This is a genomic window from Curtobacterium sp. MCLR17_044 (genome assembly GCF_003234435.1).
GTDB lineage: Bacteria > Actinomycetota > Actinomycetes > Actinomycetales > Microbacteriaceae > Curtobacterium > Curtobacterium flaccumfaciens.
Genome location: NZ_QKTC01000013.1, coordinates 56,272 through 80,795, shown reverse-complemented (window position 1 = coordinate 80,795; position 24,524 = coordinate 56,272). Strand labels below are relative to the sequence as shown.

Annotated in this window: 25 protein-coding genes; 18 read left to right on the top strand and 7 right to left on the bottom strand. The window is 68.8% G+C overall.

What is annotated here, in order from left to right; genetic code table 11:
* Position 1 precedes the first annotated feature (1 nt).
* Both DEJ04_RS10980 and DEJ04_RS10975 read right to left on the bottom strand, forming a co-directional pair.
* Positions 2-1,105, bottom strand: coding sequence for a tetratricopeptide repeat protein (locus DEJ04_RS10980; protein ID WP_146248502.1), 1,104 nt, complete (start codon positions 1,103-1,105; stop codon positions 2-4).
* A 271-nt stretch (positions 1,106-1,376) separates the two neighbouring features.
* Positions 1,377-2,516 carry a glutamate--cysteine ligase gene (locus tag DEJ04_RS10975; protein ID WP_181433023.1) on the bottom strand — a complete coding sequence of 380 codons (1,140 nt, stop codon included), beginning with the start codon at positions 2,514-2,516 and terminating at the stop codon, positions 1,377-1,379.
* A 119-nt stretch (positions 2,517-2,635) separates the two neighbouring features.
* On the opposite strand from DEJ04_RS10975, the gene aroA reads away from it, so the two are divergent.
* The 8 genes from aroA (at position 2,636) to trmD (ending at position 12,278) form a co-directional block, all read left to right on the top strand.
* Complete coding sequence (aroA, locus tag DEJ04_RS10970; RefSeq protein WP_111047089.1) at positions 2,636-5,935, top strand: 3-phosphoshikimate 1-carboxyvinyltransferase; 3,300 nt, start codon at positions 2,636-2,638, stop codon at positions 5,933-5,935.
* Positions 5,932-7,110: an acyl-CoA dehydrogenase family protein gene (locus DEJ04_RS10965; RefSeq protein ID WP_111047088.1), complete on the top strand. Its 1,179-nt coding sequence runs from the start codon at positions 5,932-5,934 to the stop codon at positions 7,108-7,110. The genes aroA and DEJ04_RS10965 overlap by 4 nt, the downstream gene beginning before the upstream one ends.
* An 83-nt stretch (positions 7,111-7,193) precedes the next feature.
* On the top strand, positions 7,194-8,057 hold the full coding sequence (locus DEJ04_RS10960; RefSeq protein ID WP_111029153.1) for an SDR family oxidoreductase: 864 nt from the start codon (positions 7,194-7,196) through the stop codon (positions 8,055-8,057).
* A gap of 4 nt (positions 8,058-8,061) precedes the next feature.
* Entirely contained in the window at positions 8,062-10,197 is a 2,136-nt protein-coding gene (locus DEJ04_RS10955) for an FAD-dependent oxidoreductase (protein ID WP_111047087.1), read from the top strand.
* A 164-nt stretch (positions 10,198-10,361) separates the two neighbouring features.
* Positions 10,362-10,775, top strand: a complete 414-nt coding sequence (gene rpsP / locus DEJ04_RS10950; RefSeq protein ID WP_027465884.1) for a 30S ribosomal protein S16 — start codon at positions 10,362-10,364, stop codon at positions 10,773-10,775.
* Between the two features lie 3 nt (positions 10,776-10,778).
* Positions 10,779-11,015: an RNA-binding protein gene (locus DEJ04_RS10945; protein ID WP_017888258.1), complete on the top strand. Its 237-nt coding sequence runs from the start codon at positions 10,779-10,781 to the stop codon at positions 11,013-11,015.
* A gap of 19 nt (positions 11,016-11,034) precedes the next feature.
* Positions 11,035-11,580, top strand: a complete 546-nt coding sequence (rimM, locus tag DEJ04_RS10940) for a ribosome maturation factor RimM (RefSeq protein WP_171907871.1) — start codon at positions 11,035-11,037, stop codon at positions 11,578-11,580.
* A 5-nt stretch (positions 11,581-11,585) separates the two neighbouring features.
* A complete protein-coding gene (gene trmD, locus DEJ04_RS10935; RefSeq protein WP_110863975.1) occupies positions 11,586-12,278 on the top strand; it encodes a tRNA (guanosine(37)-N1)-methyltransferase TrmD in 693 nt (230 codons plus the stop codon).
* Between the two features lie 171 nt (positions 12,279-12,449).
* Here trmD and map read toward each other — a convergent pair whose 3' ends face one another.
* Positions 12,450-13,232, bottom strand: a complete 783-nt coding sequence (gene map / locus DEJ04_RS10930; protein ID WP_111047086.1) for a type I methionyl aminopeptidase — start codon at positions 13,230-13,232, stop codon at positions 12,450-12,452.
* Positions 13,233-13,400: 168 nt separating this feature from the next.
* Here map and rplS point away from each other — a divergent pair, with 168 nt between their 5' ends.
* The 9 genes from rplS (at position 13,401) to DEJ04_RS10885 (ending at position 20,046) form a co-directional block, all read left to right on the top strand.
* Positions 13,401-13,757 (top strand): 50S ribosomal protein L19, encoded by a 357-nt coding sequence (rplS, locus tag DEJ04_RS10925; protein ID WP_017888254.1) that lies wholly within the window; start codon positions 13,401-13,403, stop codon positions 13,755-13,757.
* Between the two features lie 123 nt (positions 13,758-13,880).
* Positions 13,881-14,624 (top strand): signal peptidase I, encoded by a 744-nt coding sequence (gene lepB, locus DEJ04_RS10920; RefSeq protein WP_111047085.1) that lies wholly within the window; start codon positions 13,881-13,883, stop codon positions 14,622-14,624.
* The gene (locus DEJ04_RS10915) at positions 14,621-15,328 is read left to right on the top strand and encodes a ribonuclease HII (protein ID WP_111047084.1); all 708 of its coding nucleotides are present in this window, start codon (positions 14,621-14,623) and stop codon (positions 15,326-15,328) included. The genes lepB and DEJ04_RS10915 overlap by 4 nt, the downstream gene beginning before the upstream one ends.
* A 45-nt stretch (positions 15,329-15,373) precedes the next feature.
* Complete coding sequence (locus DEJ04_RS10910; protein WP_017888251.1) at positions 15,374-15,697, top strand: DUF2469 family protein; 324 nt, start codon at positions 15,374-15,376, stop codon at positions 15,695-15,697.
* Between the two features lie 117 nt (positions 15,698-15,814).
* Positions 15,815-16,165, top strand: coding sequence for an Lsr2 family protein (locus DEJ04_RS10905; RefSeq protein WP_017888250.1), 351 nt, complete (start codon positions 15,815-15,817; stop codon positions 16,163-16,165).
* A 163-nt stretch (positions 16,166-16,328) separates the two neighbouring features.
* Entirely contained in the window at positions 16,329-16,706 is a 378-nt protein-coding gene (locus DEJ04_RS10900; RefSeq protein ID WP_244993148.1) for a YraN family protein, read from the top strand.
* Complete coding sequence (locus tag DEJ04_RS10895) at positions 16,703-18,226, top strand: YifB family Mg chelatase-like AAA ATPase (protein WP_111047083.1); 1,524 nt, start codon at positions 16,703-16,705, stop codon at positions 18,224-18,226. The genes DEJ04_RS10900 and DEJ04_RS10895 overlap by 4 nt, the downstream gene beginning before the upstream one ends.
* Positions 18,226-19,023 (top strand): DNA-processing protein DprA, encoded by a 798-nt coding sequence (locus DEJ04_RS10890; protein WP_111047082.1) that lies wholly within the window; start codon positions 18,226-18,228, stop codon positions 19,021-19,023. The genes DEJ04_RS10895 and DEJ04_RS10890 overlap by 1 nt, the downstream gene beginning before the upstream one ends.
* 69 nt (positions 19,024-19,092) lie before the next feature.
* Complete coding sequence (locus DEJ04_RS10885; protein WP_181437793.1) at positions 19,093-20,046, top strand: TIR domain-containing protein; 954 nt, start codon at positions 19,093-19,095, stop codon at positions 20,044-20,046.
* 64 nt (positions 20,047-20,110) lie between these two features.
* Here DEJ04_RS10885 and DEJ04_RS10880 read toward each other — a convergent pair whose 3' ends face one another.
* Positions 20,111-20,698 (bottom strand): recombinase family protein, encoded by a 588-nt coding sequence (locus tag DEJ04_RS10880; RefSeq protein WP_111047080.1) that lies wholly within the window; start codon positions 20,696-20,698, stop codon positions 20,111-20,113.
* A 231-nt stretch (positions 20,699-20,929) separates the two neighbouring features.
* On the opposite strand from DEJ04_RS10880, the gene DEJ04_RS10875 reads away from it, so the two are divergent.
* Complete coding sequence (locus tag DEJ04_RS10875) at positions 20,930-22,366, top strand: hypothetical protein (RefSeq protein ID WP_146248699.1); 1,437 nt, start codon at positions 20,930-20,932, stop codon at positions 22,364-22,366.
* A gap of 150 nt (positions 22,367-22,516) precedes the next feature.
* Here the strand turns inward: DEJ04_RS10875 and DEJ04_RS18215 are convergent, their stop codons facing one another.
* The 3 genes from DEJ04_RS18215 to DEJ04_RS10870 are packed head-to-tail and all read right to left on the bottom strand — an operon-like array spanning position 22,517 to position 24,129.
* Complete coding sequence (locus DEJ04_RS18215; protein WP_146248698.1) at positions 22,517-22,948, bottom strand: hypothetical protein; 432 nt, start codon at positions 22,946-22,948, stop codon at positions 22,517-22,519.
* The gene (locus tag DEJ04_RS18210; protein WP_146248697.1) at positions 22,945-23,487 is read right to left on the bottom strand and encodes a hypothetical protein; all 543 of its coding nucleotides are present in this window, start codon (positions 23,485-23,487) and stop codon (positions 22,945-22,947) included. The genes DEJ04_RS18215 and DEJ04_RS18210 overlap by 4 nt, the downstream gene beginning before the upstream one ends.
* A 21-nt stretch (positions 23,488-23,508) precedes the next feature.
* The gene (locus tag DEJ04_RS10870; protein WP_111047078.1) at positions 23,509-24,129 is read right to left on the bottom strand and encodes a hypothetical protein; all 621 of its coding nucleotides are present in this window, start codon (positions 24,127-24,129) and stop codon (positions 23,509-23,511) included.
* Positions 24,130-24,524 lie beyond the last annotated feature (395 nt).

Sequence of the window (24,524 nt, the reverse complement as noted above, 5' to 3'; positions counted from 1 at the left end):
GTCACCCGTCGTCATCGTCGTCCTCGTGCACCGCTGGGCGGGTCCTCGGGAAGGCGCGCAGGATGCGCTTCATCAGGACGGACGCGATGACGACCCCGACGAACACGAGACCCTGCGCGACGAGCGCGGCGACCGGTGGGAGGAACAGCCCGGTCGCCGAGATCGCGGTTGCTCCACCGAGGACCAGCGTCACGAGTCCCCAACCCGGTACCGCTCGTCGAGCGACCGAGACGAGGAAGGCGAGGCGAGGCCGTGCCTCGGAGGTGAACCGGAGGGCGATGAAGGCGATCACGGCGAGGGCGGTCACCGGCGGGAAGGTGGTCGCCCAGCGCTCCATCCCCGGATCCCCGCTGTCGATCGTCGCCAGGAAGCCGAGGGCGGTGATCACTGCCGCGCCGCCGAGGGCCACCCTGATGCGGGCGAGTGGGTTGACGACGCCGATCATGAGGTTCCGCAGTGCTGTGGCGTCCGTCGGGTTCGTCGACAGGATGCCCGCGAAGGCCAGCGCGGACTCGCTCTCGTGGCCGTGCCGCAGCCGTGCCACCGCCAGGTTGTGCCGTGCCCCTCGGTCCTCCGGAGCGAGCGCGAGCCCCCGGCGGTACGCGTCCTGCGCTTCCCGTTGCCGTCCGACGGCGAGCAGGAGGTCGCCGTGCTGGCGGTGCACGAACGGTTCGGTGGGAGCCAAGCGGACGGCCTCGAAGCTCGCCCGCATCGCCTCCAAGCGGTTCTGCTCGCCGAGCCAGAGGGCATCGACTCGCGCAGCGTGCGCCTGCCACGATCCCGGGTCCGCGGCGACCGAACGACGGGCGGCCTCGACGGCTCCGATCCGGTCCCCAGAGCGGAGCAGGGCGGTCGACAGCACACGGAGGGAGGTGCTGTCACCCGGCGCGAGAGCGACCGCTCGTCGAGCAGCTTCGCACGCCGCGTCCGGCTGGTCGAGCGCGAGCAGCGCCAGGGCACGCACGCGCTGTCCGGCGATCGATTCGCCTTCGTCGTGTTCGGCCGCCCTGACCTCGGCGAGTGCCTGTTCCGGTCGACCGGCGTCGACGAGCGCGCCGGCACGGATCACCGTCGCCGGTCCGCGCTGTGCTGCCTCCCCCGCCACAGGGGAACTGTAGCGTTCGCCGTGGACTGCCGATGCCCCCAGGACGGGAGGCCCGGTGCCAGCTGGCACCGGGCCTCCCGTCCGTTCGTGGTCGCGCCGCGACGTTCCTTCCCATCGCACGCGCGATGGAAAGTGGAATCGGGCGTCCCTGGTCGGGAGAAACGACCAGGTACGCCCGATTCGACCAGGTACGCCCGATTCGACCAGGTACGCCCGATTCGACCAGGTACGCCCGATTCGACCAGGTACGCCCGATTCGGTTCGGTCGCGGCTAGAGCGCTTCGCGGAACTCCGTCACGAGGTGGCGGACGACCTCGCGCAGGTCGCCGCCGTTCTCCTGCGCGACCTGCAGCTGCCGCTGGTACGAGGCACCGCGCTCGATCATCGTGTCGAGGTGGTGCAGTTCGTCCTGGCAGCCGAGCCGTTCGGCGATCGGGTCGAGCCGCTGCACCAGGTCGTGCACCTCGTCGGTCACGAGCCGCTCGTCGCCGGCGACGTTCGTGATGATCTCGGCCTCCATGCCGTAGCGGGCCGCGCGCCACTTGTTCTCGCGGATGAACCACGGCTGCATGGTGGGCAGGGTCTCACCGGCGTCGAGCCGGTCCGAGCAGGCGGTGACCAGGCACTGCACGAGTGCGGTGACGGCGCCGACCTCGTGCAGGGTCGAGATGCCGTCGGAGACCCGGTTCTCCAGGGTGCCCCAACCCGGCGACGGGCGGATGTCCCAGCGCAGGTCCTTCACGCCGTCGATGACGCCGGTGTGCGTGAGGTCGCCGACGACCTCTTCGAAGTTCGCCCAGGCACCGAGCTGCGGCGGGAGCCCGCCGGTCGGGAGCTGCTGGAACATGAGGGCGCGGTTCGAGGCGTACCCGGTGTCGGTGCCGCCCCAGAACGGGCTCGACGCGGTGAACGCCTGCAGGTGCGGGACGTAGGCGAGCATCGCGTTCATGATCGGGACCGCCTTGTCGCGGTCGTCGATGCCGACGTGCACGTGCACGCCCCAGATGAGCATCTGGCGTCCCCACCAGCGGGTGCGGTCGATGAGGGTCGTGTAGTGCTCGCTGTCCGGGGTGATCTCCTGCTGGTCCCACACCGCGAACGGGTGCGTGCCCGAGCACATCACCTGGGCGTCGAGCGGTTCGGCGGCGTCGATGACCTCGCCGATGATGCCGGACAGCTCGCTCGTCGCAGCCCCCACGCGGTCGTGGACGCTCGAGACGACCTCGACCGTGTTGGTCAGCAGCTCCTCGGTGACGCGGTCGTGGTCGCCGAGCCGCTCGTGCACGGCGGCGATGACGGCGGGGGCGCGGGGAGCGAGGTCGCCGGTCGACCGGTCGACCAGGGGGAGTTCCCACTCGACGCCGATGGTCGACGGGCGGGACTCGGTGAAGCGGATGTCCATGCCGTCCATCCTGCCCGGGTCCTTGTCGGACACGCACAACGAAGCGTTGTCCCGATCGTGCGGATCGTCCTGCAACTAGTTCCACTGTGGGCGTACCGTTGAAATGTTCCTACAGGGAAGAGGTACGCATGCAGTTGGTGGTGCGCGGGACGAACGCCCCGCTCGTCGGAGAACTCGACATCCCGGTCTCGAAGTACCACGCGCACCGCGCGCTGGTGCTCGCGTCGCTCGCGAAGGGGACGAGTGTCGTCTCCGGGGTGAGCGCGACGCGACAGGTGGAGTGGACCGTGGGCACGCTCCGCGCCCTCGGCGTCGACGTCAAGCGTCGCGGGGACGCGTACCACGTGACCGGGCTGGGCGGCCGGTACCAGGCGACCGACGTCGTGGACCACGGCTCGCGCGGTGCCGACGGACTGCTCAACATGGGGTCCTCGGGCACCACGCTCTACTTCATGACCGGGCTCGCCTCGCTGGCCGACCGCCCGATGACCCTGTCGGGCATGAAGTACTTCCAGCGCCGGCCGATCAAGGCGCTGCTCACCTCGCTGACGCAGATGGGGGTGGAGCTCGAGGCGACGAACGACTGCCCGCCCGTCACCGTGCAGCCGAAGCGTCCGCGCGGCGGTGACGTGACGATCGCCGGCACGCTGTCGCAGTGGGTGTCCGGGCTGCTGCTCGTGGCGCCGTTCGCCGAGCACGAGACCCGGATCCACATCACCGGCGGGCGGCTCAACGAGCAGCCCTACGTCGAGCTCACCGTGCGGATGATGCGGCAGTTCGGCCTGACGGTCGAGGTCTCCGACGACTGGCTCGAGTACCGGATCCCGGCGGGCCAGCAGGCCACCCCGCACGACTACGTCATCCCGCCCGACATCGGCTCCGCAGCGTTCGGCATCGCGGCGGCCGGCACCCGCGAGTCGAACGTGCTGCTGCGGGGCATGACGGCCACGACGACGGCCGAGACCGACCACCCGGAGAGCGAGTTCCTGGACCTCGCGACCGCGATGGGTGTCCCGATGCGGATCGACGAGGAGACCGGCTTCGTCCGGATCGAGCACGACGGGTCGCCGCTCCGGCCGCTCGACGTCGACTGCCGTCCGATCCCGGACCTGCTGCCGGTGCTGTCGACGATGGCGACCTTCGCCGAGGGCACGAGCCGACTGTGGAACGTGGCGCACATCCGGCTGAAGGAGTCCGACCGGGTCGCGGCGATGCTCCAGCTGAACCGGATGGGCGGCCGTGCCGAGCAGGGTGCGGACGAGCTGCGGGTCACCGGTGTCGGTGCGGCCGGGTTGCACGGTGCGCCGATGTCCTCGTTCAACGACCACCGCGTGCTGATGTCCCTCGCGGTCGCGGCGTCGAGTGCCGACGGGGTGTCCGGCCTGACCTACCCGCGTGCCTACCGGATCTCCTACCCGACGTTCCTCGAGGCGATGAACTCCGTCGGGCTCGACATGTCCGTCGGCGACCGGCTCGCAGCCCAGGTCGCGCGGGACGACCGGATCGACGCCGCCGAGGCCGACGGGGTCCGCACGCACCTGGGCACGCCCCTCGAGACGTCTGCGGCGCCCGAGCCAACAGAGCTGCCGCTCGCGCAGCCCACCGCCCCGCAGCCCGCCGCGCAGCCCGCCGCTCCGCAGCCCACCGCCCCGCAGCCCGCCGCGCAGCCCGCCGCTCCGCAGGCCACCGCCCCGCAGCCCGCCGTCGCCGTGCCCGAGCTCGCCGGCGTCGACGCCGACCCCCTCGTCCTGAGCGAGCGGGTCCGCGCCCTGTCGCAGACCGACCCCGACGGCCTCGCCGTGATCGAGGTCGGCGGTGCGACGCCCGTGAACACCACGTGGAAGGAGCTGCAGGACGAGGCCGACCGGGTCTCCGCCCTGCTGCTCGAACTCGGCGTGCGCACGGGTGAATCCGTCGCGATGCAGCTGCCGAACTGGCGCGAGTTCGTGTCGATCGCCCTCGGTGCGATCCAGATCGGCGCCGTCGCGACCCCGATCATGCCGGTGTTCGGCCCCCGGGAGACCACGATGACGCTGGCGCGTTCGAAGGCCCGCGTGGTCTTCCTGCCGAACGTGTTCCGGAAGCGCCGTCCCGCGCTCGAACTCCTCGACGTCATCGACGAGGCCGCCGCGCAGGACCGCCGCCTGTCGCTCGAGCACGTCATCGTGCTCCGCGCCGAGGCCCGCGGGCAGGGGGACACCCCGACGAACCAGCCGCCGCTGCCCGCCGACGCCCTGGAACGGGTCGTGGCGAGCGACTGGCACTGGCGCTACTTCGAGAACGCCCTCGCCGCCGTGCACGTCGACGTCGACGAGATCGCGTCGCACGCTCCCGGCCCGGACGACGTGTGCCAGCTGCTCTTCACCTCCGGCACCACGGGGGAGCCGAAGGGCGTGCAGCACCCGCACCGCACGCTCGGGCTGGCGACCGCCATGCACATGGCGCAGTCCGGGCTGACCAGCGCCGACCGCATCTACATCCCGTCGCCGCTCGCGCACCAGACCGGGTTCCTGTACGGCATGCTGCTGGCGTTCCGGCTCGGTGCCCCGCAGGTCATCCAGCCGGTGTGGGACGGCCGCGTCGCACTCGAGCAGGCGTTCGGCGTCGCCCGGGCGTCCTTCGTGCAGTGCGCGACACCGTTCCTGACCGACCTCGTCGACCTGGTCGAGGCCGGTGCTCCACAGCCCGAGTCGCTCCGGATCTTCGTGCCGACGGGCGCCGCGGTGCCCCGTGCACTGGCTCAGCGGGCGAGCACGGTGCTCGGCAGTGCCATCCTGGGCGCCTTCGGGACGAGCGAGACGTGTCTCGGGGCCCTGTCCAGCCCGAGCGACGACCCCGCCGACGCGTACGGTCACGACGGCCGGGCGCTGCCGGGCATCGCGATCCGCATCGTCGACGACGCGGGGATCGAGCTGCCCGCCGGGACCGAGGGCAACTTCGAGCTGCACTCGCCGACGATGTTCGCGGGCTACCTGGACCGCCCGGACCTGACCGACGACGTGTTCACCGCGGACGGCTGGTACCGGACCGGCGACCTGGCGAAGGTCGACGAGAAGGGCTTCCTGTCGATCACCGGGCGCGTGAAGGACGTCATCAACCGCGGCGGCGAGAAGATCCCCGTCGTCGAGATCGAGAACCTGCTGTACCAGCACCCGCTGGTCACGGACGTCGCGATCGTCGCGATGCCGGACGAGCGGCTCGGTGAGCGTGCCTGCGCCTGGGTCGTGAACGCCCGCGCGGAGGAGCCGCTCGACTTCGCCGGGATGCAGCAGTACCTCGACACGGCCGGCGTGAGCAAGTACTACTGGCCGGAGCGACTCGAGTACACCACCGAGCTGCCGCGCAACGCGGTCGGCAAGGTCCAGAAGAACATCCTGCGCGAGCAGGCGGCCGCGCTCGTCGCGACGAAGGAGAACGAGACACGATGACGATCGTCGAGCAGACGAGCACGGGCTTCGACGAAGCCGCCTTCCAGCAGCTCAAGGCCGAGGTCACCGAGTGGGTCCGCGGCCCCGGCGAGGCGTGGGCGGACGAGATCGAGCGCACCGGCCGGGTCGCTCCCGAGCTGTTCCAGGAGCTCAAGGAGAACGGGTGGCTCAGCCTCGCCGCCCCGACGGAGCTCGGCGGACGGGCGATCCCGTTCTCGCGCTACCTCGAGATCATGGAGGTCGTCTCCCGCTCGCACGCCTCCATCCGCATGCTCGTGCACGTCATCAACGGCACCTGGCGCGCGATGGCCCCCTACGCGACGCCGGAGCAGACCGAACAGGTCGTCAAGCCGAGCGTCGCCGGCGACAAGCTCGTCGCGTTCACCCTGACCGAGGCCACCGCGGGCACCGGAGCGGACATCCGCACGACCGTCCGGCGCGAGGGCGACACCTACGTGATGAACGGCGAGAAGCACCTCATCACCTTCGGCGTCAAGGCCGACTACTGGCTCATCGCCGCCCGCCTCGAGGGGACGAGCGGCCAGGACGGCACGGTCGCGTTCCTCATGCCGAACAGCGGGCTGCCGGGTGCCGAGGTGATCGACGACTCCGACACCATGGGCATCCGCGGCACCGACCACGCGATCCTGCGCTTCACCGACGTGCCCGTGCCGGCGAGCGCACTGCTCGGCGCCGAGGGCCAGGGCCTCGAGGTCGCGCTCGGCGGCTTCCTGCTGCCGAGTCGCGTGTCCGTCGCGATGAGCGCCGTCGGCCTGGCCGAGCGGGCGAACGAGCTCGCCGTCGAGTACGCGAACAAGCGTGAGACCTTCGGCAAGCAGCTCTCCAGCCGACAGGCGATCCAGTTCTACCTGGCCGAGAACTACGCCGACATCGCCGCAGCACGCGCCCTGGTGCTCGAGGCCGCCCGCGCCTACGAGGACGACCGCCCCGACGCCGGCACCCTGTCCAGCGCCTCGAAGATGGTCGCCGTCGACATGCTCGCGCGCGTCACCGACAAGGCCCTGCAGGTGCACGGCGGGCAGGGCTACTGGAAGCGCAACGCCATCGAGCGCGTCTACCGCGACGCACGCGCGCAGCGCTTCGAAGAGGGCACCAACGAGATCCAGAAGCTGGTCGTCGGCCGCGCCGTCGTGACCGGCAAGGCCGGGTTCTAGACCGCGACCAACCACCGGACTGGAGGCCCGTGGCGGGCCCGCCCCGCGCCTCCCGTCCGTCCCCACGCACGCAAAGGACCGCAGTGACCGACAGCACCAACGCACCCATCGCGCTCAGCTCGCCCATCGCACTGATCACCGGCGCTTCGCGCGGCATCGGCCGCCTGCTCGCGCAGAAGCTCGGCCAGCGCGGCGTCACCGTCGTGGTGACGTACAAGGGCAACGCCGACCTGGCCGAGGAGTCCCTGGCCGACGTCAGGGCGGCAGGCGGCGACGGCATCACGGCGCAGGTCGACATCGAGCAGCCGGAGTCGATCGACGCCCTGTTCGACCTGGTGCGCGACACCTACGGACGCCTCGACATGTTCGTGGCGAACGCCGCCGCCAGCGCGTTCAAGCCCGTCGCCGACCTCAAGCTGCACCACCTCGACCGCAGCTACGCCACGAACGCCCGCTCGTTCGTGCTCGGCGCCCAGCGCGCCGCGGAACTCATGGACCGGGGTGGCCGCATCGTCGTCGTGACCTCGTACGGATCACTCCGGGCATTCCCGACCTATGCCGCACTCGGTGCCGCCAAGGCCATGAGCGAGGCGTACATGAAGTACATGGCGGTGGAGTTCGGTCCGCGTCAGATCACGGTCAACGCGGTGAACGGCGGCCTCATCGACACCGACTCGCTCGAGTACTTCTACACGAAGGTCCCCGGGCAGGCGCCGATGGACACCGTCCTCGAGAAGCTCCCGCTGCAGCGCCCTGGGACGGCCGACGACATGGCCGACGCCGTCGACTTCCTGCTGTCGGACAAGGCCGGGTACATCACCGGGCAGGTGCTCTCGGTCGACGGCGGGCTGACGGTCATCGCCCCGCCGTACTGGTCGGACACGACGTCGCCCCTCCGCGACGCGGTGCTGCCGGCCGACGCTCCGGCCGCGGACACCGCAGAATAGGCGCATGAGCAGCGTCGCTTCCGCCCCCGTCGTGCCGGAGTCCCTCCGGACCGTCGCGTCACCCTGGACCCTCGGCCCCCTGCACCTGGCGAACCGCGTGGTGATGGGGTCGATGCACACCGGGCTCGAGGTGCACGACGACGGTGGAGCCGGCATGGCCACCTTCTACCGCGAACGGGCGGCCGGCGGGGCGGCGTGCATCATCACCGGCGGCATCGCGGTGAACGACGAGGCCCGTGGCGGTCCCGACTTCGCGGTGTTCGACGTCGGGGGAGCCGACGAGCGGTTCCGGGTGGCGGTCGACGCCGTGCACGACGAGGGCGGGACGATCCTCGCGCAGCTGTTCCACGCCGGGCGGTACGCGCTCGCGTCGGGCATGGTCGACCGGCACGGTGACCCGCAGCGCGTCGTGGCGCCCTCGGCCCTGCCGTGGGCGGCCGCCCGCGGTGTGGTGCCGACCGCGCTGACGTCGGGTGAGGTCGAGCGGACCATCGAGGACTTCGCCGCCGCGGCCCGCACCGCCCGCGCGATCGGGTTCGACGGCGTCGAGATCATGGCGTCCGAGGGGTACCTGATCAACCAGTTCCAGTCACCGCTGACGAACCTGCGCGACGACGAGTGGGGCGGTGACGCGGAACGGCGTCGGCGCTTCGCGATCGAGGTCGTCCGGGCCGTGCGCGCCGCGGTGCCCGAGCTCGCCGTGACCATCCGGCTGTCCGGCGCCGACCTGATGCCCGGCTCGTCGACCGAGGACGAGGTCGACGCGCTCGTGCACGACCTGCTGCCGCTCGGACTCGACGGCATCTCGGTCGGCATCGGCTGGCACGAGTCCCGGACCCCGACCGTGCAGGCCTCGGTTCCGCACGGGGCCTGGCTGGCGTACGCGACACGAATCGCCGCGGTGGTGCGCGCGTCCCCGTACCCGGACGTCCGCGTGATCGCCTCGAACCGGATGACGGACCTGCGCGACGGCGAGGTTGTCCTCGCCGATGGGATCATCGACGCCGTCGCCCTCGCCCGGCCGTTCCTCGCCGACCCCGCCATCGTGTCGCGCTCGCTCGCGGGCGGGTTCGCCCTGGTGAACACCTGCATCGGCTGCAACCAGGCGTGCCTCGACCGTTCGATCATCGGCGCACCGGTGTCCTGCCTGGTGAACCCCCGTGCCGCCCGCGAGGTGGCCTTCCCCGCCCGCCCGACCACCGACCCGAAGCACGTCGACGTCGTCGGTGGCGGACCGGCCGGGCTCGCCGCCGCGGTGGACGCCGCACGCCGGGGCCACGACGTCACCGTCTGGGAGGCGTCCGACCGCCTCGGCGGCCAGTTCGGTCTCGCCGCACTCGTCCCGGGCAAGGAGGACTACGCCGCCACGGTGCGGTCCGCCCATGCCGAACTCGCGGAGCGGGGCGCCACGATCCACCTCGGACGCCCGGCCACGGCTCCGGACCTCGTCGACAGTGACGCCGTCGTGCTCGCGGCCGGGGTGGTCCCGCGGAGCATCGACGTCCCCGGCAGCGACCTGCCGCACGTGCTGTCCTACGAGCAGGCCCTGCGGAACGGCGTACCCGAGGGCACCGTCGCGATCATCGGCGGCGGCGGCATCGGCGTGGACACCGCGGCGTTCCTGACCGAGTCGCCCGACGAGGTCGTCCGGGCCGCCGAGTTCGCGGCCCGGTGGGACCTCGACGTGTCCGAGGAGCTCGTCGGCGACGTGCCGCAGCGCCTCCCCGCGGCACGGCGCACCACCCGAGCGGGGTCGCAGGTGACGGTGCTCCGGCGTTCGGGCAAGTTCGGCCAGGGGATCGGCATCACCTCGCGCTGGGTCGCGATCGGTCGGCTGCGGGATGCCGGGGTGCGGATGGTCGGCGGCGTGCAGGAGTACCTGCGCATCGAACCCGGGGTGCTCTGGATCCGCGACGAGCACGGGGACGAGGTCGGCGTCCCGGCGGACACCGTCGTGGTCTGCGCCGGGCAGGAGCGCGCGACCGACGCCGAGGGCGACGCGCCTGACGGACTCGTGACGGGCCTCCAGGCCGCAGGCGTGCCGTACGCCGTCGTCGGCGGCGCGCGTGACGCACGGAGCGTGGACGCGGTCCGGGCGACGTCCGAGGCCCTCGAAGCAGTGCGGCGCCTCGCGCCGTAGCGAGTCGGCTCGCATCACGGCCGGGAATCTGCAAGAATGAACGGTCGAATCGCCGCAGCTCGACCCTCTATCCAGCTGTGAGCGATCTCTCTCGAGCTTTCGCCGTGTGTGCCCCCACGCCCGCGGTTCCAGTTCAACCACAACGAAAGCAAACAGGAGCAATTGTGGCTGTCAAGATCCGTCTGAAGCGTCTCGGTAAGATCCGTGCGCCCTACTACCGCATCGTCGTCGCCGACTCGCGCACCAAGCGCGATGGTCGTGTCCTCGAGGAGATCGGTCAGTACCACCCGACCGAGGAGCCCTCGGTCATCAAGATCGAGTCCGAGCGTGCGCTCTACTGGCTCGGCGTCGGCGCGCAGCCGACCGAGCAGGTCGCGGCCCTCCTCAAGCTGACCGGCGACTGGGCCAAGTTCAAGGGCGAGAAGGACACCGAGTCCAAGGTCAAGGTCGCCGAGCCGAAGCCGGCCTTCCAGGTCGACTCCTCGAAGAAGGCCGTGCTCAAGCCGAAGTCGGAGAAGACGGCTCCCGCCGCCAAGGCCGACGACGCCGAGACCGCCGACGAGACGACCGAGGCGTAGTCCTTGCTCGAATCCGCGCTGACGCACCTCGTCAAGGGGATCGTCGATCACCCTGACGACGTGCGCGTCGCCAGCTCCACCTCCCCACGCGGCGAGGTCCTCGAGGTGCGCGTGCACCCCGAGGACCTCGGCCGCGTGATCGGTCGCGCCGGGCGCACCGCCAAGGCGCTCCGCACGCTCGTCACGGCCCTGGCCGACGGCAAGCGCGTGCGGGTCGACGTGGTGGACACCGATTCCTAGGGAGACGACCCAGCTCCGGGTGGGTCGAATCACGAAGGCGCACGGGCTCAAGGGCGGCATCAAGCTCGAGCTCTACACCGACGACCCGGATCGTCGGTTCACCCCGGGCGCCACCTTCACGCTCCAGGTCCCCGACGACTCACCGTGGTCGGGCAAGACCCTCGAGCTGGATGAACTCCGCTGGTACAACGGTCACCCCGTCGCGTTCTTCGCCGGGATCGACGACCGCACCGCGGCCGAGTCCCTGGCGCGCATCATCCTCTGGGTCGAGCAGGACGCCGACGCCGAGACCGGTGAGGACGACGCCTGGTACGACCACCAGCTCGTCGGGCTCAAGGTCCTGCGTGACGGCGTCGAGGTCGGCACGGTCGCCCGTGTGGACCACATGCCCGCACAGGACCTGCTCGCGATCGACACGCCGTCCCGCGGCGAGGTCCTCGTGCCGTTCGTCTCGGCCATCGTGCCGGCGGTCGACATCGCGGCCGGCACCGTCACGGTCACGCCCCCGCAGGGCCTGTTCGAGGACCCCGAGGACACCTCGCGCCCCGAGACGGTCACGGACTAGTCCCAGTGCGGATCGACATCGTCACGATCTTCCCGGAGTTCTTCTCCGTGCTCGACGTGTCCCTGCTGGGCAAGGCCCGCTCCGGCGGTCTCCTCGACCTGCACGTGCACGACCTGCGGTCGTGGACCACCGACCGGCACCGCACCGTCGACGACACCCCGTACGGCGGTGGCGCCGGCATGGTGATGAAGCCGGAGCCGTGGGCACAGGCGCTCGAAGCGCTCTTCCGGCCCGACGGCTCGTCGACCCTGGTGGTCCCGACGCCGGCCGGCACGCCCTTCACGCAGTCGATCGCGCGGTCGCTCGCGTCGACGTCGGAGCACCTCGTGTTCGCCTGCGGGCGGTACGAGGGCATCGACGCCCGCGTCTTCGAGTGGGCGTCGTCGCGCGCCACCGTCGTCGAGCTCTCGCTCGGCGACTACGTGCTGAACGGCGGCGAGGTCGCTGCGATGGCGATGATCGAGGCCGTCGGACGACTCGTCCCCGGCGTCGTCGGCAACCCCGAGTCGCTGGTCGAGGAGTCCCACGAGGACGGCCTGCTCGAGTACCCCTCGTACACCAAGCCCGCGTCGTGGCGCGGCCTCGACGTCCCCGACGTCCTGCTCAGCGGGCACCACGCCCGCGTCGGTGCCTGGCGGCACGAGCAGCAGCTGGAGCGGACGCGGCGCGTCCGTCCGGACCTGCTGCCCGACGCGTAGCGTCACCCGTCTCGCGAAAGCGACAGATCTCCGCGGAACATCCGCGGAGATCTGTCGCTTTCGCTGTTGTGACGGTCCGCGGGCCGCGAGATCTGTCGCTTCCGTGGGGTGGAGGACGACGCGTGACGGACTGGAGGCGCGGTGCCAGCTGGTGCCGCGCCTCCAGGCTCGCTACTGGTCGCGCTGGGCGCGACGCAGGGTCAGGACCTCGGGGCCGGCCTCGGTGACCGCGACCGTGTGCTCGACGTGCGCGGCACGCGAGCCGTCGACGCTGCGCAGCGTCCAGCCGTCGTCGTCCTGGTAGAGCTCGTCGGTTGTCTGCATGAGCCACGGCTCGATCGCGACGACCAGACCCGGCCGGAGCTTCAGGCCGCGACCCGGGCGGCCGTCGTTCGGCACGTGCGGGTCCCCGTGCATCGTGCGACCGACGCCGTGCCCGCCGAACTGCAGGTTCACGTCGTGACCGGCCTGGTGCGCCACGTGACCGATGGCGTGCGAGACGTCGCCGAGCTTGTTGCCGGGAGCCGCCTGGGCGATGCCGGCGGCCAGTGCTCGTTCGACCGTGGCGATCAGTGCCTGGTCCTCGTCGCGCGGTGTGCCGACCTGGATGCTGACGGCGGAGTCCGCGACCCAGCCGTCCACGCTCGCGGCGAAGTCCAGGCTCACCAGGTCGCCGTCCTGCAGGATGTGGTCGTGCGGCAGGCCGTGCAGGGCGGCGTCGTTGACCGAGGTGCAGAGGTTCTTGCCGAACGGCGACATGCCGAACGACGGGTGGTAGTCGACGTAGCAGCTCTCCGCCCCGCGTTCGGCGATCATCCGGGCCGCGACACGGTCGAGGTCGAGCAGGTTGACGCCGACGTCGACGGTCTCGAGCAGTTCGTCGAGGACGTCGGCCACGAACCGGCCGGCGACGCGGAGTCCGTCCAGCTCGGCGGGGGTGCGGAGTTCGATCATGGGTCCATCCTCGTCGTTTTGTCTCCCGCGCTCTCTGTGGCAGTATTGAACGCTGTGCCCTGGCTGGACTCTGCCACGGGGGAGTCGCCGACACCGGGCACGCACCACCACTTTCCGAACCTTCGATCCGCGGCGACCCGTGCGCGTCCGCAGAGAGTGAAACCCACCATGAGCCAGCTCCTCGACAACGTCGACGCAGCATCGCTGCGTACCGACGTCCCGGACTTCCGTCCCGGCGACACCATCAAGGTGCACGTCAACATCATCGAAGGCACGCGCTCGCGTATCCAGGTCTTCCAGGGAGTCGTCATCGGCCGGCAGGGCCACGGCATCGGCGAGACCTTCAAGGTCCGCAAGGTGAGCTTCCAGGTCGGCGTCGAGCGCTGGTTCCCGGTGCACTCGCCGATCATCGACCACATCGAGATCGTCACCAAGGGTGACGTCCGTCGTGCGAAGCTCTACTACCTGCGCGAGCTCCGCGGCAAGGCGGCCCGCCGCAAGATCAAGGAGAAGCGCGACGCCTGATCGCCTTCACAGTGAACGTCCGCGAGCCGGACGCCGCTGCGAGCCCCTCGTCCATGTACGGTTGTGCATCGACGGGGGGCTCTTCCCATTTGCGGGGAGTCAGTGGTTCGAACGAGAGCGGAAATGACGGACACGACAGAGGATTCCGGGCGCAGGCCACGTGCCGAGAAGCAACGGAACGGTGTCCTCACATTCCTCCGCGACCTCGTCATCATCTTCATCGCGGCACTGCTCGTGTCGTTCCTGGTGAAGACGTTCCTGATCCGGTCGTTCTACATCCCGTCGGCGTCGATGGAGAACACGCTCCAGATCAACGACCGCGTCATCGTGAACGAGCTCGTCCCCGGCGCCGTGGCACTGAAGCGGGGAGACGTCGTCGTCTTCAAGGACCCGGGCGGTTGGCTCACCGGGTCCGAGGTGCCGAGCGTCACGCCGGACACCCAGCCCGCGAAGGCCATCGACTGGGCACTGACCCAGGTCGGTCTCGGCACCGGTGACAGCGACGACCACCTGATCAAGCGCGTCATCGGTCTGCCCGGTGACAAGGTGTCCTGCTGCAACGACCTCGGGCAGATGTCGGTGAACGGTGTGCCGATCAAGGAGCCGTACCTGAAGCTCCCCGCCGGCGCCCCGGCCTCGGCGACCGACTTCTCGGTCACCGTGCCGAAGGGCACCATCTGGGTGATGGGCGACAACCGGAACGACTCGAAGGACTCCCGGTACAACGGCGACACCCCGTCGAGGGGCTTCGTCCCGATGTCCGACGTCACGGGTCGCGCGTTCGTCATCTCGTGGCCGGCGAGCCGCTGGACGTGGCTCGACGACCACCCCGAGGTGTTCGCCGGCGTGGAGGAGCGCGACGAGTGACCGCCGTCCGTCCGTCGCTCCGGGTCGAGAAACGTCTGCTCGCCGAGGGCCGCGTGACGGTCATCGGCATGGACGAGGTCGGCCGTGGAGCCATCGCCGGTCCGGTCGGCGTCGGTGTGGCCGCGGTGACGCTCGACATCGGTCGTGTGCCCCAGGGGCTCGCGGACTCGAAGCTGCTGTCGGAGGCGCGCCGGACCGACCTCGTGCCCGTCGTGCAGCGCTGGGCGCGCACGGCGGTCGGCATGGCCTCGGCGGACTTCGTCGACCAGCAGGGCATCGTGCCCGCTCTCGGTGCAGCCGGTGCGCAGGCGCTCGGCTCCCTGGTCGCCGACGGGGTGTCCCTCGACGGCGCGGTGGTGGTGCTCGACGGCTCGTTCGACTGGTTGAGCCGCGCCCTGCCCACGTCGCTCCGTCCGGCCGCTGATCCGCTCGAGGTCGTCGTCCGGGTCAAGGCCGACCGCGACTGCGCCTCGGTGGCCGCGGCGTCGGTGGTGGCCAAGGTCGCTCGTGACGCGCTCATGATCTCCGCGCACGACGAGGCTCCGCACTACGGGTGGGTGTCGAACAAGGGCTACGGGTCGACGGCGCACTACGACGCGATCCGGGCGATCGGGGCGCACGCGCTGCACCGGAAGTCGTGGCTGCACCAGGCCTCGAGCGTCGCGCTGGACGGGTTCGACGAACTCGACGCCCTCGCCGGTTGAGCCCGTCGTCCGCACGGGCCTCCGTCGCCGTAGACTGTGGGCGCAATGGATGAGGACGAATTCGACGACTACGACCGCGAGGTCGAGCTGGCCCTGTACCGCGAGTACCGCGACGTGGTGTCGCAGTTCCGCTACGTGGTCGAGACGGAGCGCCGTTTCTACTTGGCGAACGAGGTCGAACTCGTGCGCCGTGACACGGAGCACGACTTCTACTTCGAACTGACGATGAACGACGTCTGGGTCTGGGACGTCTACCGTTCCGACCGGTTCGTGAAGGGTGTCCGGGTACTCACGTTCAAGGACGTGAATGTCGAGGAACTCACGACGCGCGAACTCGAACTGCCGAAGGAACTCGCACTCGACGAGTGATCGTCAATTTCCTTTCTCCTGCTTCTTTCTCGGTGAATCGCCGCTGATCCGGACCGCCGGGGAATTGTGCGCGCTATTCTGATGGGGAAATAACCGCCCCACGAACAGGAGCACCCCATGGCACAGAAGGTCACCGTCCAGCTCGTCGACGACCTCGACGATTCCCCCATCACCACCGGTGAAGGCCGGACGGTCGAATTCGCGTTCGACGGCTCGTCGTACGAGATCGACCTGTCGAACGACAACGTCGACAAGTTCCGCGAGGCGATCTCCGACTACATCGCCGCAGCGCGCAAGGTCTCCGGTCGTCGCACCGGCGGCGGTTCCGCGCCGAAGTCCGCCCCGAAGCGCGGCAACTCCGAAGAACTCGGCAAGATCCGCGAGTGGGCCAAGGAGAACGGGTACGAGGTCTCCTCCCGCGGGCGCATCTCGACGCAGGTGCAGGAAGCCTACGCAGCAGCGCACTGACGCTCGTCGCAGCAGGACCCGGGTGATCTCGATCGCCCGGGTCCTTCTTCTTTCCTCCACAGGGGCAATTCGTCCGCACTGATTCCACAGACTCTCCGAGTCCGCCGATCGATGTGTGCGTTCCGGAGATCGTTGTCGTGGAGGCAACGACATGGAACAAGACGTGCAACGAGCACCGGGGCGGTCGCTCCGGAACGGCCGACTCGGACGATTCGGTGAAGAGCGAGCGGTGGCCTGGCTCGAAGCCCGGGGATTCCGCGTGCTCGAGCGGAACTGGCGATGTGCGCGCGGTGAGATCGACATCGTCGCGTGGGATTCCTGCACGCTCGCCTTCATCGAGGTGAAGACCCGTTCCGGTGCCGCCACCGGTCACCCGTTCGAGGCGATCACGGCGGCGAAGCTCACCCGGATGCGGCGACTCGTGCCCGAGTGGTTCGACGCGCATCCCGAGGTCTCGGCGCGCGCGGTCCGGGTGGACGTCGTCGCGGTCCACGTCGACGGGCCCCGCACGGTCGTCGAGCACCTGGCTGGTGTCCTGTGACGGGCATCGGGCGCGCTGCCGCGGTCGCGCTGCTCGGGGTCACCGGTCGGCGGATCGAGGTCGAAGCGCACCTGACCAGTCAGCTCCCGGCGTTCAGCATCATCGGTCTGCCCGACACCTCGCTGGGTGAGGCACGGGAACGTGTGCGATCCGCGGCGGCGAACGCGGGGTGCCCGCTGCCCGCCCGCCGGATCACCGTGAACCTGACCCCGGCGGCGATCCCGAAACGCGGTTCGGGGTTCGACCTCGCCATCGCGATGGCCGTGCTCGCCGGTGCCGGTCTCGCGCCTGACGTCTCGGAGCGCATCGTCTACATCGGCGAGCTCGGCCTCGACGGGCGAGTGCGTCCGGTCCCCGGCGTGATCCCGATGTTGATCGCCGCGCGCGACGCCGGTGTGGACCGCGTCGTGCTGCCCGTCGGCAACCTGACCGAGGCCCGTGTGGTCGGCGGGGTCCGGATCCGGGGCGTGGACTCGTTGCGGGCGGCGGCGATCGACGCCGGGGCGCTCCTGCCGACGGTCGAGGTCGACCCGGTGCTGCCGGTCCCGGTCACGGCCGTGCCGCGTCCCGTGGCCGAGCTGTCGGACGTCGTGGGGAACCCGGTCGGCGTCCGAGCGCTCATCGCCGCGGCGGCCGGGGGACACCACGCACTGCTGCTCGGGCCACCGGGCGCGGGCAAGACCATGCTCGCCGAGAGGCTGCCCGGGTTGCTGCCCGACCTCGACGACGAGACCGCGCTCGAGGTCGCCGCCGTCCGGTCCGTCGCCGGGCTGGGCCCCGCGTCGTGGAGCACGAAGCCACCGTGGGAAGCCCCGCACCACTCGGCGTCGGCGGTCTCGCTCATCGGCGGCGGATCCGGGGTCCTGCGCCCCGGAGCCGTGTCGCGCGCCACCGGGGGCATCCTGTTCCTCGACGAGGCACCGGAGTTCCCGCGGGCCGTGCTCGACGCGCTCCGGCAACCGCTCGAGTCTGGGCGGATCACGATCCACCGTGCGGCGGGAGCGGCCGAGTTCCCCGCACGCTGCCAGGTCGTCCTGGCGGCGAACCCCTGTCCGTGCGGCAACGCCGGTGGTGCGCACGGGCAGCCGTGCGAGTGCTCGCCGAGCACCGTCCGCCGGTACCTCGGCCGCATGTCCGGGCCGCTGCTCGACCGGATGGACATCCGGGTGCTGGTGCCCCGGGTGACGACGGGTCGGATGCGGGACGCGGACGGCAGCACCCCGACGACGGCGGTCGCGCGTGCGGCGGTCGCGGCAGCACGAGCCCGCATGGCGGAGCGACTGCACGGCACAGGATGGACGCGCAATGCCGAGGTCACCGGGACGTGGCTCCGAGCCGAGGGGCGCATCGAACCCGGGTCGACGGCTGACCTCGACCGAGCACTCGACCTCGGGACCCTGACGATGCGCGGGTGGGACCGTGTGATGCGACTGGCGTGGACGCTCGCCGACCTCGACGCGGTGGAGCGGCCCACGGGTGCGCACGTCCGCGGCGCCTTGGCCCTGCGGAGCGCGCTGTGATGCCGGCGGGCACGGAGCTCCTCGACACGGTGGCGCGCCTGCTCGGGCCGAGCGGTGCCGCGGTGGACCCGGTGCAGGCCGCGGCGCGGGTCGCGTGGTCGGCCATCGTCGAACCGGGGGACTCAGTCGCCGGAGAGCTCCTCAACGGCCTCGGCCCCGAGCGCGCGCTCGGTGCGGTGCTGCTCGCCGCCGACGGAGACTTCGATTCGTTGCTGGGATGCTGCGTCGACGCCGAGGTGCCGGGTGCCGAGGACCCAGCGGTGCTGCTCGGCGTGCTGCAGACCGCGGTGGAACGGTGGCGGCCCCGATTGGCCGCCGTCGAGGTGGGCGACGTGCTCGCGGCGGCCGGCGCGGTCGGAGCCGGACTGCTGGTCCCCGAGAGCGACGGGTGGCCGCCCGCGATGGACGACCTCGGGCCGCACGCCCCGGTGGTCCTCTGGACGCGCAGCACGGGTGCACGCCTCGGCGACGGGATGCCGGCGTTGGGGGTCGTGGGGTCCCGGGCGAACACGGTGGCCGGTGCCGAGGCCGCGGCGGAGATCACCTCGACGGCGGCGGACGCGGGATGCCTCATCGTGAGTGGGGGTGCCTACGGCATCGACGCGGTGGCGCACCGTGTCGCCGTCGCCGCCGGGACGCCCACGGTCGCCGTCCTGGCCGGTGGCATCGACCAGCTCTACCCGGTGGGGAATGCGCAGCTGCTCCACAACGTGGCGCGGCAGGGGGCGTTGCTCGCCGAGTCGGCTCCGGGGACGCGACCGACGCGGTGGCGTTTCCTCGCCCAGAATGTCAAGTAGATGCGTCGGGGTGTCGAGTATCGCTCCCGGGGTCGCCTTGTCTACGTTGGTCAATGAAGAGGAGTGATCTTGGAATCATCGCAACTGGCTGGGCTGCGGCCTACTGCTGAGACTGTTCAAGCGGTCGTCAACGTGCTGGCGAGGCATGCGGGTGAACGGATCAAGCAGGGCTCGATCCTGCTCAGCCAAGCGAAGACGAAGGCGGACCGGCTTTGGTGGGACGGCTACGACGCGAAGTGGGAACGGTTCAGATCAAGCACTGATCACTCCTACCTTGTTGATACTGGACTCGCCTCCATCACGCGGAGCGGGCGAACTCGAACTGGCGGGAGCACGAGCGCCCATGAGCGTCGGGTGTTCGACGTCCTCGCCGAAGCGGATGTGGAGTCGGTCACGGTTGAGTTTTCTGCCTGGGAGTCGGACGTTCAGTCGCTGAAGGTCGAGTTCACGCCTTGGGCGACCTCAATCGCCCTGGAGCCCAGTTTTTCGGACGACCGTCTACCCAGCTCCCTCTCCATCGAGGAGATAGAAGAAGCGCTCCAGACGAGCGCGGAGCCGTGGCAGCAACCGCTCCAACCGATCGAACCGCTCCCGTTCCGGGTCTTCCTTGGCCATGGAGGGGATGCTCAGTGGAAGGACTTGCGGGACTCCTTGCGAGACCATCACGGGTTCGACGTGGAGGCGTTCGAGCGCTCGCCTCGTGTTGGTCAAACGATCAGCGAGGTTGTTCGCGGGATGATCGCGGCCTCCTCAGCCGGGGTGCTCGTGTTCACCCGGTCGGACGAGATGGCTGATGGGTCATGGCACGGAAGGCAGAACGTCGTCCACGAGCTTGGCTTTGTGCAAGGCGCTCTCGGATGGGGAAGTGCGATCATCGTCCTGGAGGAGGGCGTGGTCCTTCCGTCAAATCTGGACGGAACGCAGCAAGTTCGTTTCAGCCAAGGGCACATCCGAGAGGCGGAAGGGGCAGTCGCAGCCGCGCTGCGCCTCATGCGCGAACGACCTCTGGGTATCTGCCCCTGAAGCTACGGCGCACCAGGGCGGGTCCGCACCTTCGTGCTGCGCCGATCACCAGCATGACTGTAGGTCAGGCATCTTCGAGGGAAGTTCGGCTTGTTCGTGCCCCCTCCAACGCGCGGTAGACAGTCGGCCGCGTCACGTTGAACGAAGCGGCGATGCTCGTAACGGTCTCGCCGTCCTCGTACCGGCGCAACATGTGGCCGGCGTTGGCTCCGGACACCTTCTTCTTGCGGCCGCCCTTACGCCCACGGGCGCGAGCGGCGGCAAGGCCGTCCCGTGTTCGCGCGACGATCAGTTCGTGCTCGAACTCGGCAACTGCGGCCACGATGCTGAAGAACAACCGGCCTTCTGCTGTCGTCGTGTCGATCGGCTGTTCTGTGACCACGAGGTCGACACCTTGGACCCGCAGCCAGTCCGAGATCTCTAGCAGATCCTTCGTCGACCTCCCGAGCCGGTCGAGGCGCGTGACCACGAGCGTGTCTCCTGCGCGTAGATGTGCCTTCGCCCGATCCCACTCCGGACGGGAGGACTTCGTGCCTGTGAAGCGATCGATGAAGAGCGCATCTGCCCGAGCCTTCAGAAGCGCGTCGGACTGGGCGTCAGGGTTCTGGTCGGTCGTGCTAACCCGGCCGTAGCCGACACGCTGGTTCGTCATGTCCCGAGTGTAACGCAAACGGTCCTATGTTTACATAGATTGCGTACACGGGTTTCGGACGGCCATCAGGGGGGCACTGGGGGTCTTCCTTGGTCTGTCCGAAGACGATCGTTTGAGAGACTCGTATGACGGTGTGTCACTACTGAAACAGCTTCTCGCTGGCACGTAAGTTCTCCTCATGAACGCACGGGGCGCAGAGCGATGAGAGTTTCGGAGCACTACGGGCTTGGGGTGACTCAGCCGGTGCTGGACTTCCTAGACGTTGACCTCGCGACAGACACCAAGGTATTTGTCGATCCGTATGCCTTCCGCTTCGTGGAAACCGACTGGGCGCGTGAGGCGACTGCACTACTGCAGGACTTCTACAGTCAGGTAGCGCGCGCCGTGCGAACGGGTGACCACGGCCACGCCATGTATCTGCTCTCCAGTTTGTCTGAGCCGAACGAAGCGCACTTAGGGCTGTCGCGAGGGCGATCACGGGGGAGCGGTGTCAGCGACGGGCTTGCGCGAACTCTCATCGACGCGTTCACGAGTAGTCCCGCGATCGCTGACGGCCTGGCGGATGAGCTTGAGGAGTCCGTCCTGTTCATCGAAAATATCGGCCACGACCGCCTCTCTGACATGACGATCAACATCGTCCGCCGGCCACTCATCGAGTTCACGCAGGAGATGTGCCAACGCTACGAGATCGAACTCATCCCAGGGGTGGACTCAGGGCAGATGTGGGATCGCCATAGTCATGAGTGGCGCGCGGATCATGTCGACCTCCCCATGCCTAGTGGAAAGCTCCTGCTCATCCCCAAGGCCGTTGTCCGCAAGACCAACACCTTCGACCCGGGTGAGTACCTGCAGCACTTCGTGCTGCCGTACCTCCAGCGGCGAGAGTTGGACACTCCGAACTCGCCGTTGGTCAGGCAGCGAGCCTCGAAGCGAGGTAAGCCAGGAGACCTGTACGTCACGAAGAAGTCGATCCGGCAAGATCGCGAGAAGCGTCGGGGAGATGACTCAGCGAAGCCCTGGAACACCGAGGTCACGGCGCAGAGCCCCGAAGTCCTTGCGTCGTACCGGAAGGCTGCCCAGAAAAAGACCGAGCCGCCTTCGCACGAGGACCTTGCCCGAGCAACCAACACTCCGCTGCCGGACTGGCCGGGCCTACTTCGATCCGTCGAAGAAGTCCCTCCTGGGCGAGAGGGGGCGGACGACTACCACTGGGCCATCCAGAACCTGCTCAACGCCTTGTTCTTCCCGGCCTTGACCTCGCCTCGGCGAGAGTCCGAGATCCACGAGGGCCGGAAGCGCATCGACATCCGATACGTCAACCAGGCTCAGTCGGGCTTCTTCCACTGGGTACGAGAAATCAAGCATGTCCCATCGAGTTTTGTGGTTGTTGAGTGCAAGAACTACACGGGGCCACTGTCGAACCCCGAGTTCGATCAACTCACTGGGCGCTTCTCGGAGGAACGTGGGAAAGTCGGCCTGCTCTGCTACAGAGGCTTCGCGGACGACAAGGACAACGTGATCCGCCGCTGCCGGGACACGGCGTTGGACGGTCGAGGATACGTTCTACCGCTTGACGATGCCGACCTGCGACGACTCGTGGAGACCCGAGATGAGACGGGCGAGACTCAGTTCGAGTTCTTGATTGATCGCTTCGCGCAGATCATCTAGCACGAAGCGGGAGCACGCAGACACAGAGCTGCCCCTGACAACACAGTTCGTCAGGGGCAGCCTGCTGTGAGCACGACGCCAGGAGGGCGCATCCCGCGTACTCACGTTCCGCGGCTTCCAAGGAGAAGGAAGGGCCGCGGAAGTCTGGGTTCAGCCTGTCCGGAGCACCGTCGTGGTCTTGCTTGTCAGTGCGGGACCGAACGTAGCGCGGGCTGCCGCAAGTGCATCGGTCCGTGCTTGCTCGTCTCGAAGGTCCCATGCCGCTGCGATCGCGTTCGCGCGACCTTCAGCCCACGCCTGGTCCCCGTAGCGCCAGGTCGGTTCGTTGTCCGGCCAGGGACCGGGAGCGTAGAGGACCTTGCCCCAGCGGCGCTCCTGCTCCTCAGGGTCGGTGGCCAGATCGAAGACGCTCCGACCGGTCCGCCGATCTTCGTTCTGTTCGAGCATCGTGCTCGTCAAGACCAGCGTCGCGCCACGGCCTACTACTTCGCTTCGACCGAACAGGCCACCCTCGAAGCAGATAGTCGCCGCGGCGAGCACGTGCACGGTGTCACCAGCCCGCAGGGGTTCCGTTGTTGTCATGGACTCAACTCCTTGTCCTTCGCGGACCGAGCCGCGTGTTCTTCGATCTCGTGTGCGAGGTCGTGCGCCCCGTAAACACGGAGTCGTTCCGCAAGTGCGTAGCCGAAGCCAGGCCGGTCTTGCACCGTCGACCCCACCGCACGTGCAAGTAGCGGCAGCAGTTCCAGTTGTTCGGCGATGTCTTCATCGTCGATCCCGAGGCGCTGTGTCAGTACCGTGATTGCCCGCAGTTCTGCATCACCGAGGCGAGCCGCCTGAGCTGTCTGACCGCTTGCTCGGGCCGCCTCCCTAGCGCTGGCGTTCGCGTCCGCGATGTCAAGGACGCGACGTGTCAACGTTGGAAGCACGGTGGCAAAGTCGAGCCGATCTGCGGATCCGACCACGGTGGAGAGGTGGTTCCGGACATGTCGGAAGAGTGCGTCACTGGGTATGCCGTACCGGCGCGAGATCGCCGACACTTTCTGCCCTGAGATCAACGCTTCGTTGATCTCGACGGTCTTCGGGTGGCTGCAGGTCAGGCAACGACGACCAGTTGTCATGCCGACTCCCTGGTGCTGCTTTTACTTATGCCGATCATAGGGATGTACCCACTTACTTTCCCAGTGCTTGTAAGCACGCTGTTGCGCCTTCAGGTCGTCTGGCCCTTCGATCCTCCAAGCGAGGATGGCCGCCTTTTCTGCTAGTTTGATGGCCCCGCGACGTTCTTCTTGGCGTTGATTCTTCTTCTGGACCTGAAGCCGATGCGCCTCGCGGCGGACTTCGTCATCGTAGAGACCACGAGCCTGTCGCCACTCATTCACGTCCCGCCCCTGTTGATCACACAAGTCGTTGAAGGCCTTCATTGCTTCGGAGATCGCAGCCTGCATCTCCGAAGTGGAGAGCATCCATTTCTGACTTACCTCGTCCATCGTCGGGCGGGTATTGCATCGCTCCCTGACGTCGATCCAGTAGAGGATCTGCGTCTTGGTGGCGTCGCCCTGCATCCGCTTGCCCGCGAGGAGTTCCCGCAGGTCGCGCTTGAACTGCAACGTTGTGATGAACTCTGAGCGATCGGCTGCAGTCCCGCGCTGAAGACGCTTGTAGTCCCGAGGTGGAATCCAGTGGTCCGACTCCCGAGCCAGAACGTGGATGAGCTTCATCTGCGCGATCGCGCTTGGCTCTCGCATGAGGTTCTGTTTCATCCTCGTGGTCCTTTCGCTCCTCGGTACGCAGGTCGGGACATAAGCCTGGCAAGAATGCATGGCCTGCCGTGCCTGCGGCCCCAACGGCAGAAATGTATCCCTACCCGCTCCGCCAAGGGGAGGCACGACTGCGTAAGTCGAAGCACCACGGGTTAGGGATCATCTCCGCCCTCAGGGAATCCCCGTCGGCAGTTTCTGTACCCGAGACAAGCCTGCAGAAGAATGTCGGGCTTGTCGAGGGTTATTAGGGAAACGGGGTGAACTCTCAGTGTATTTGTGTGTTTGTGTACTGTGTGTTTGTGTGTTTGTGTGTTTGCAAGCCGGAGGTTCGGACGGGGAGCGTCAAGGTTTTTTCCATGACCGCTCCGCATCTTCAGATCGGGAACGTGATTTCG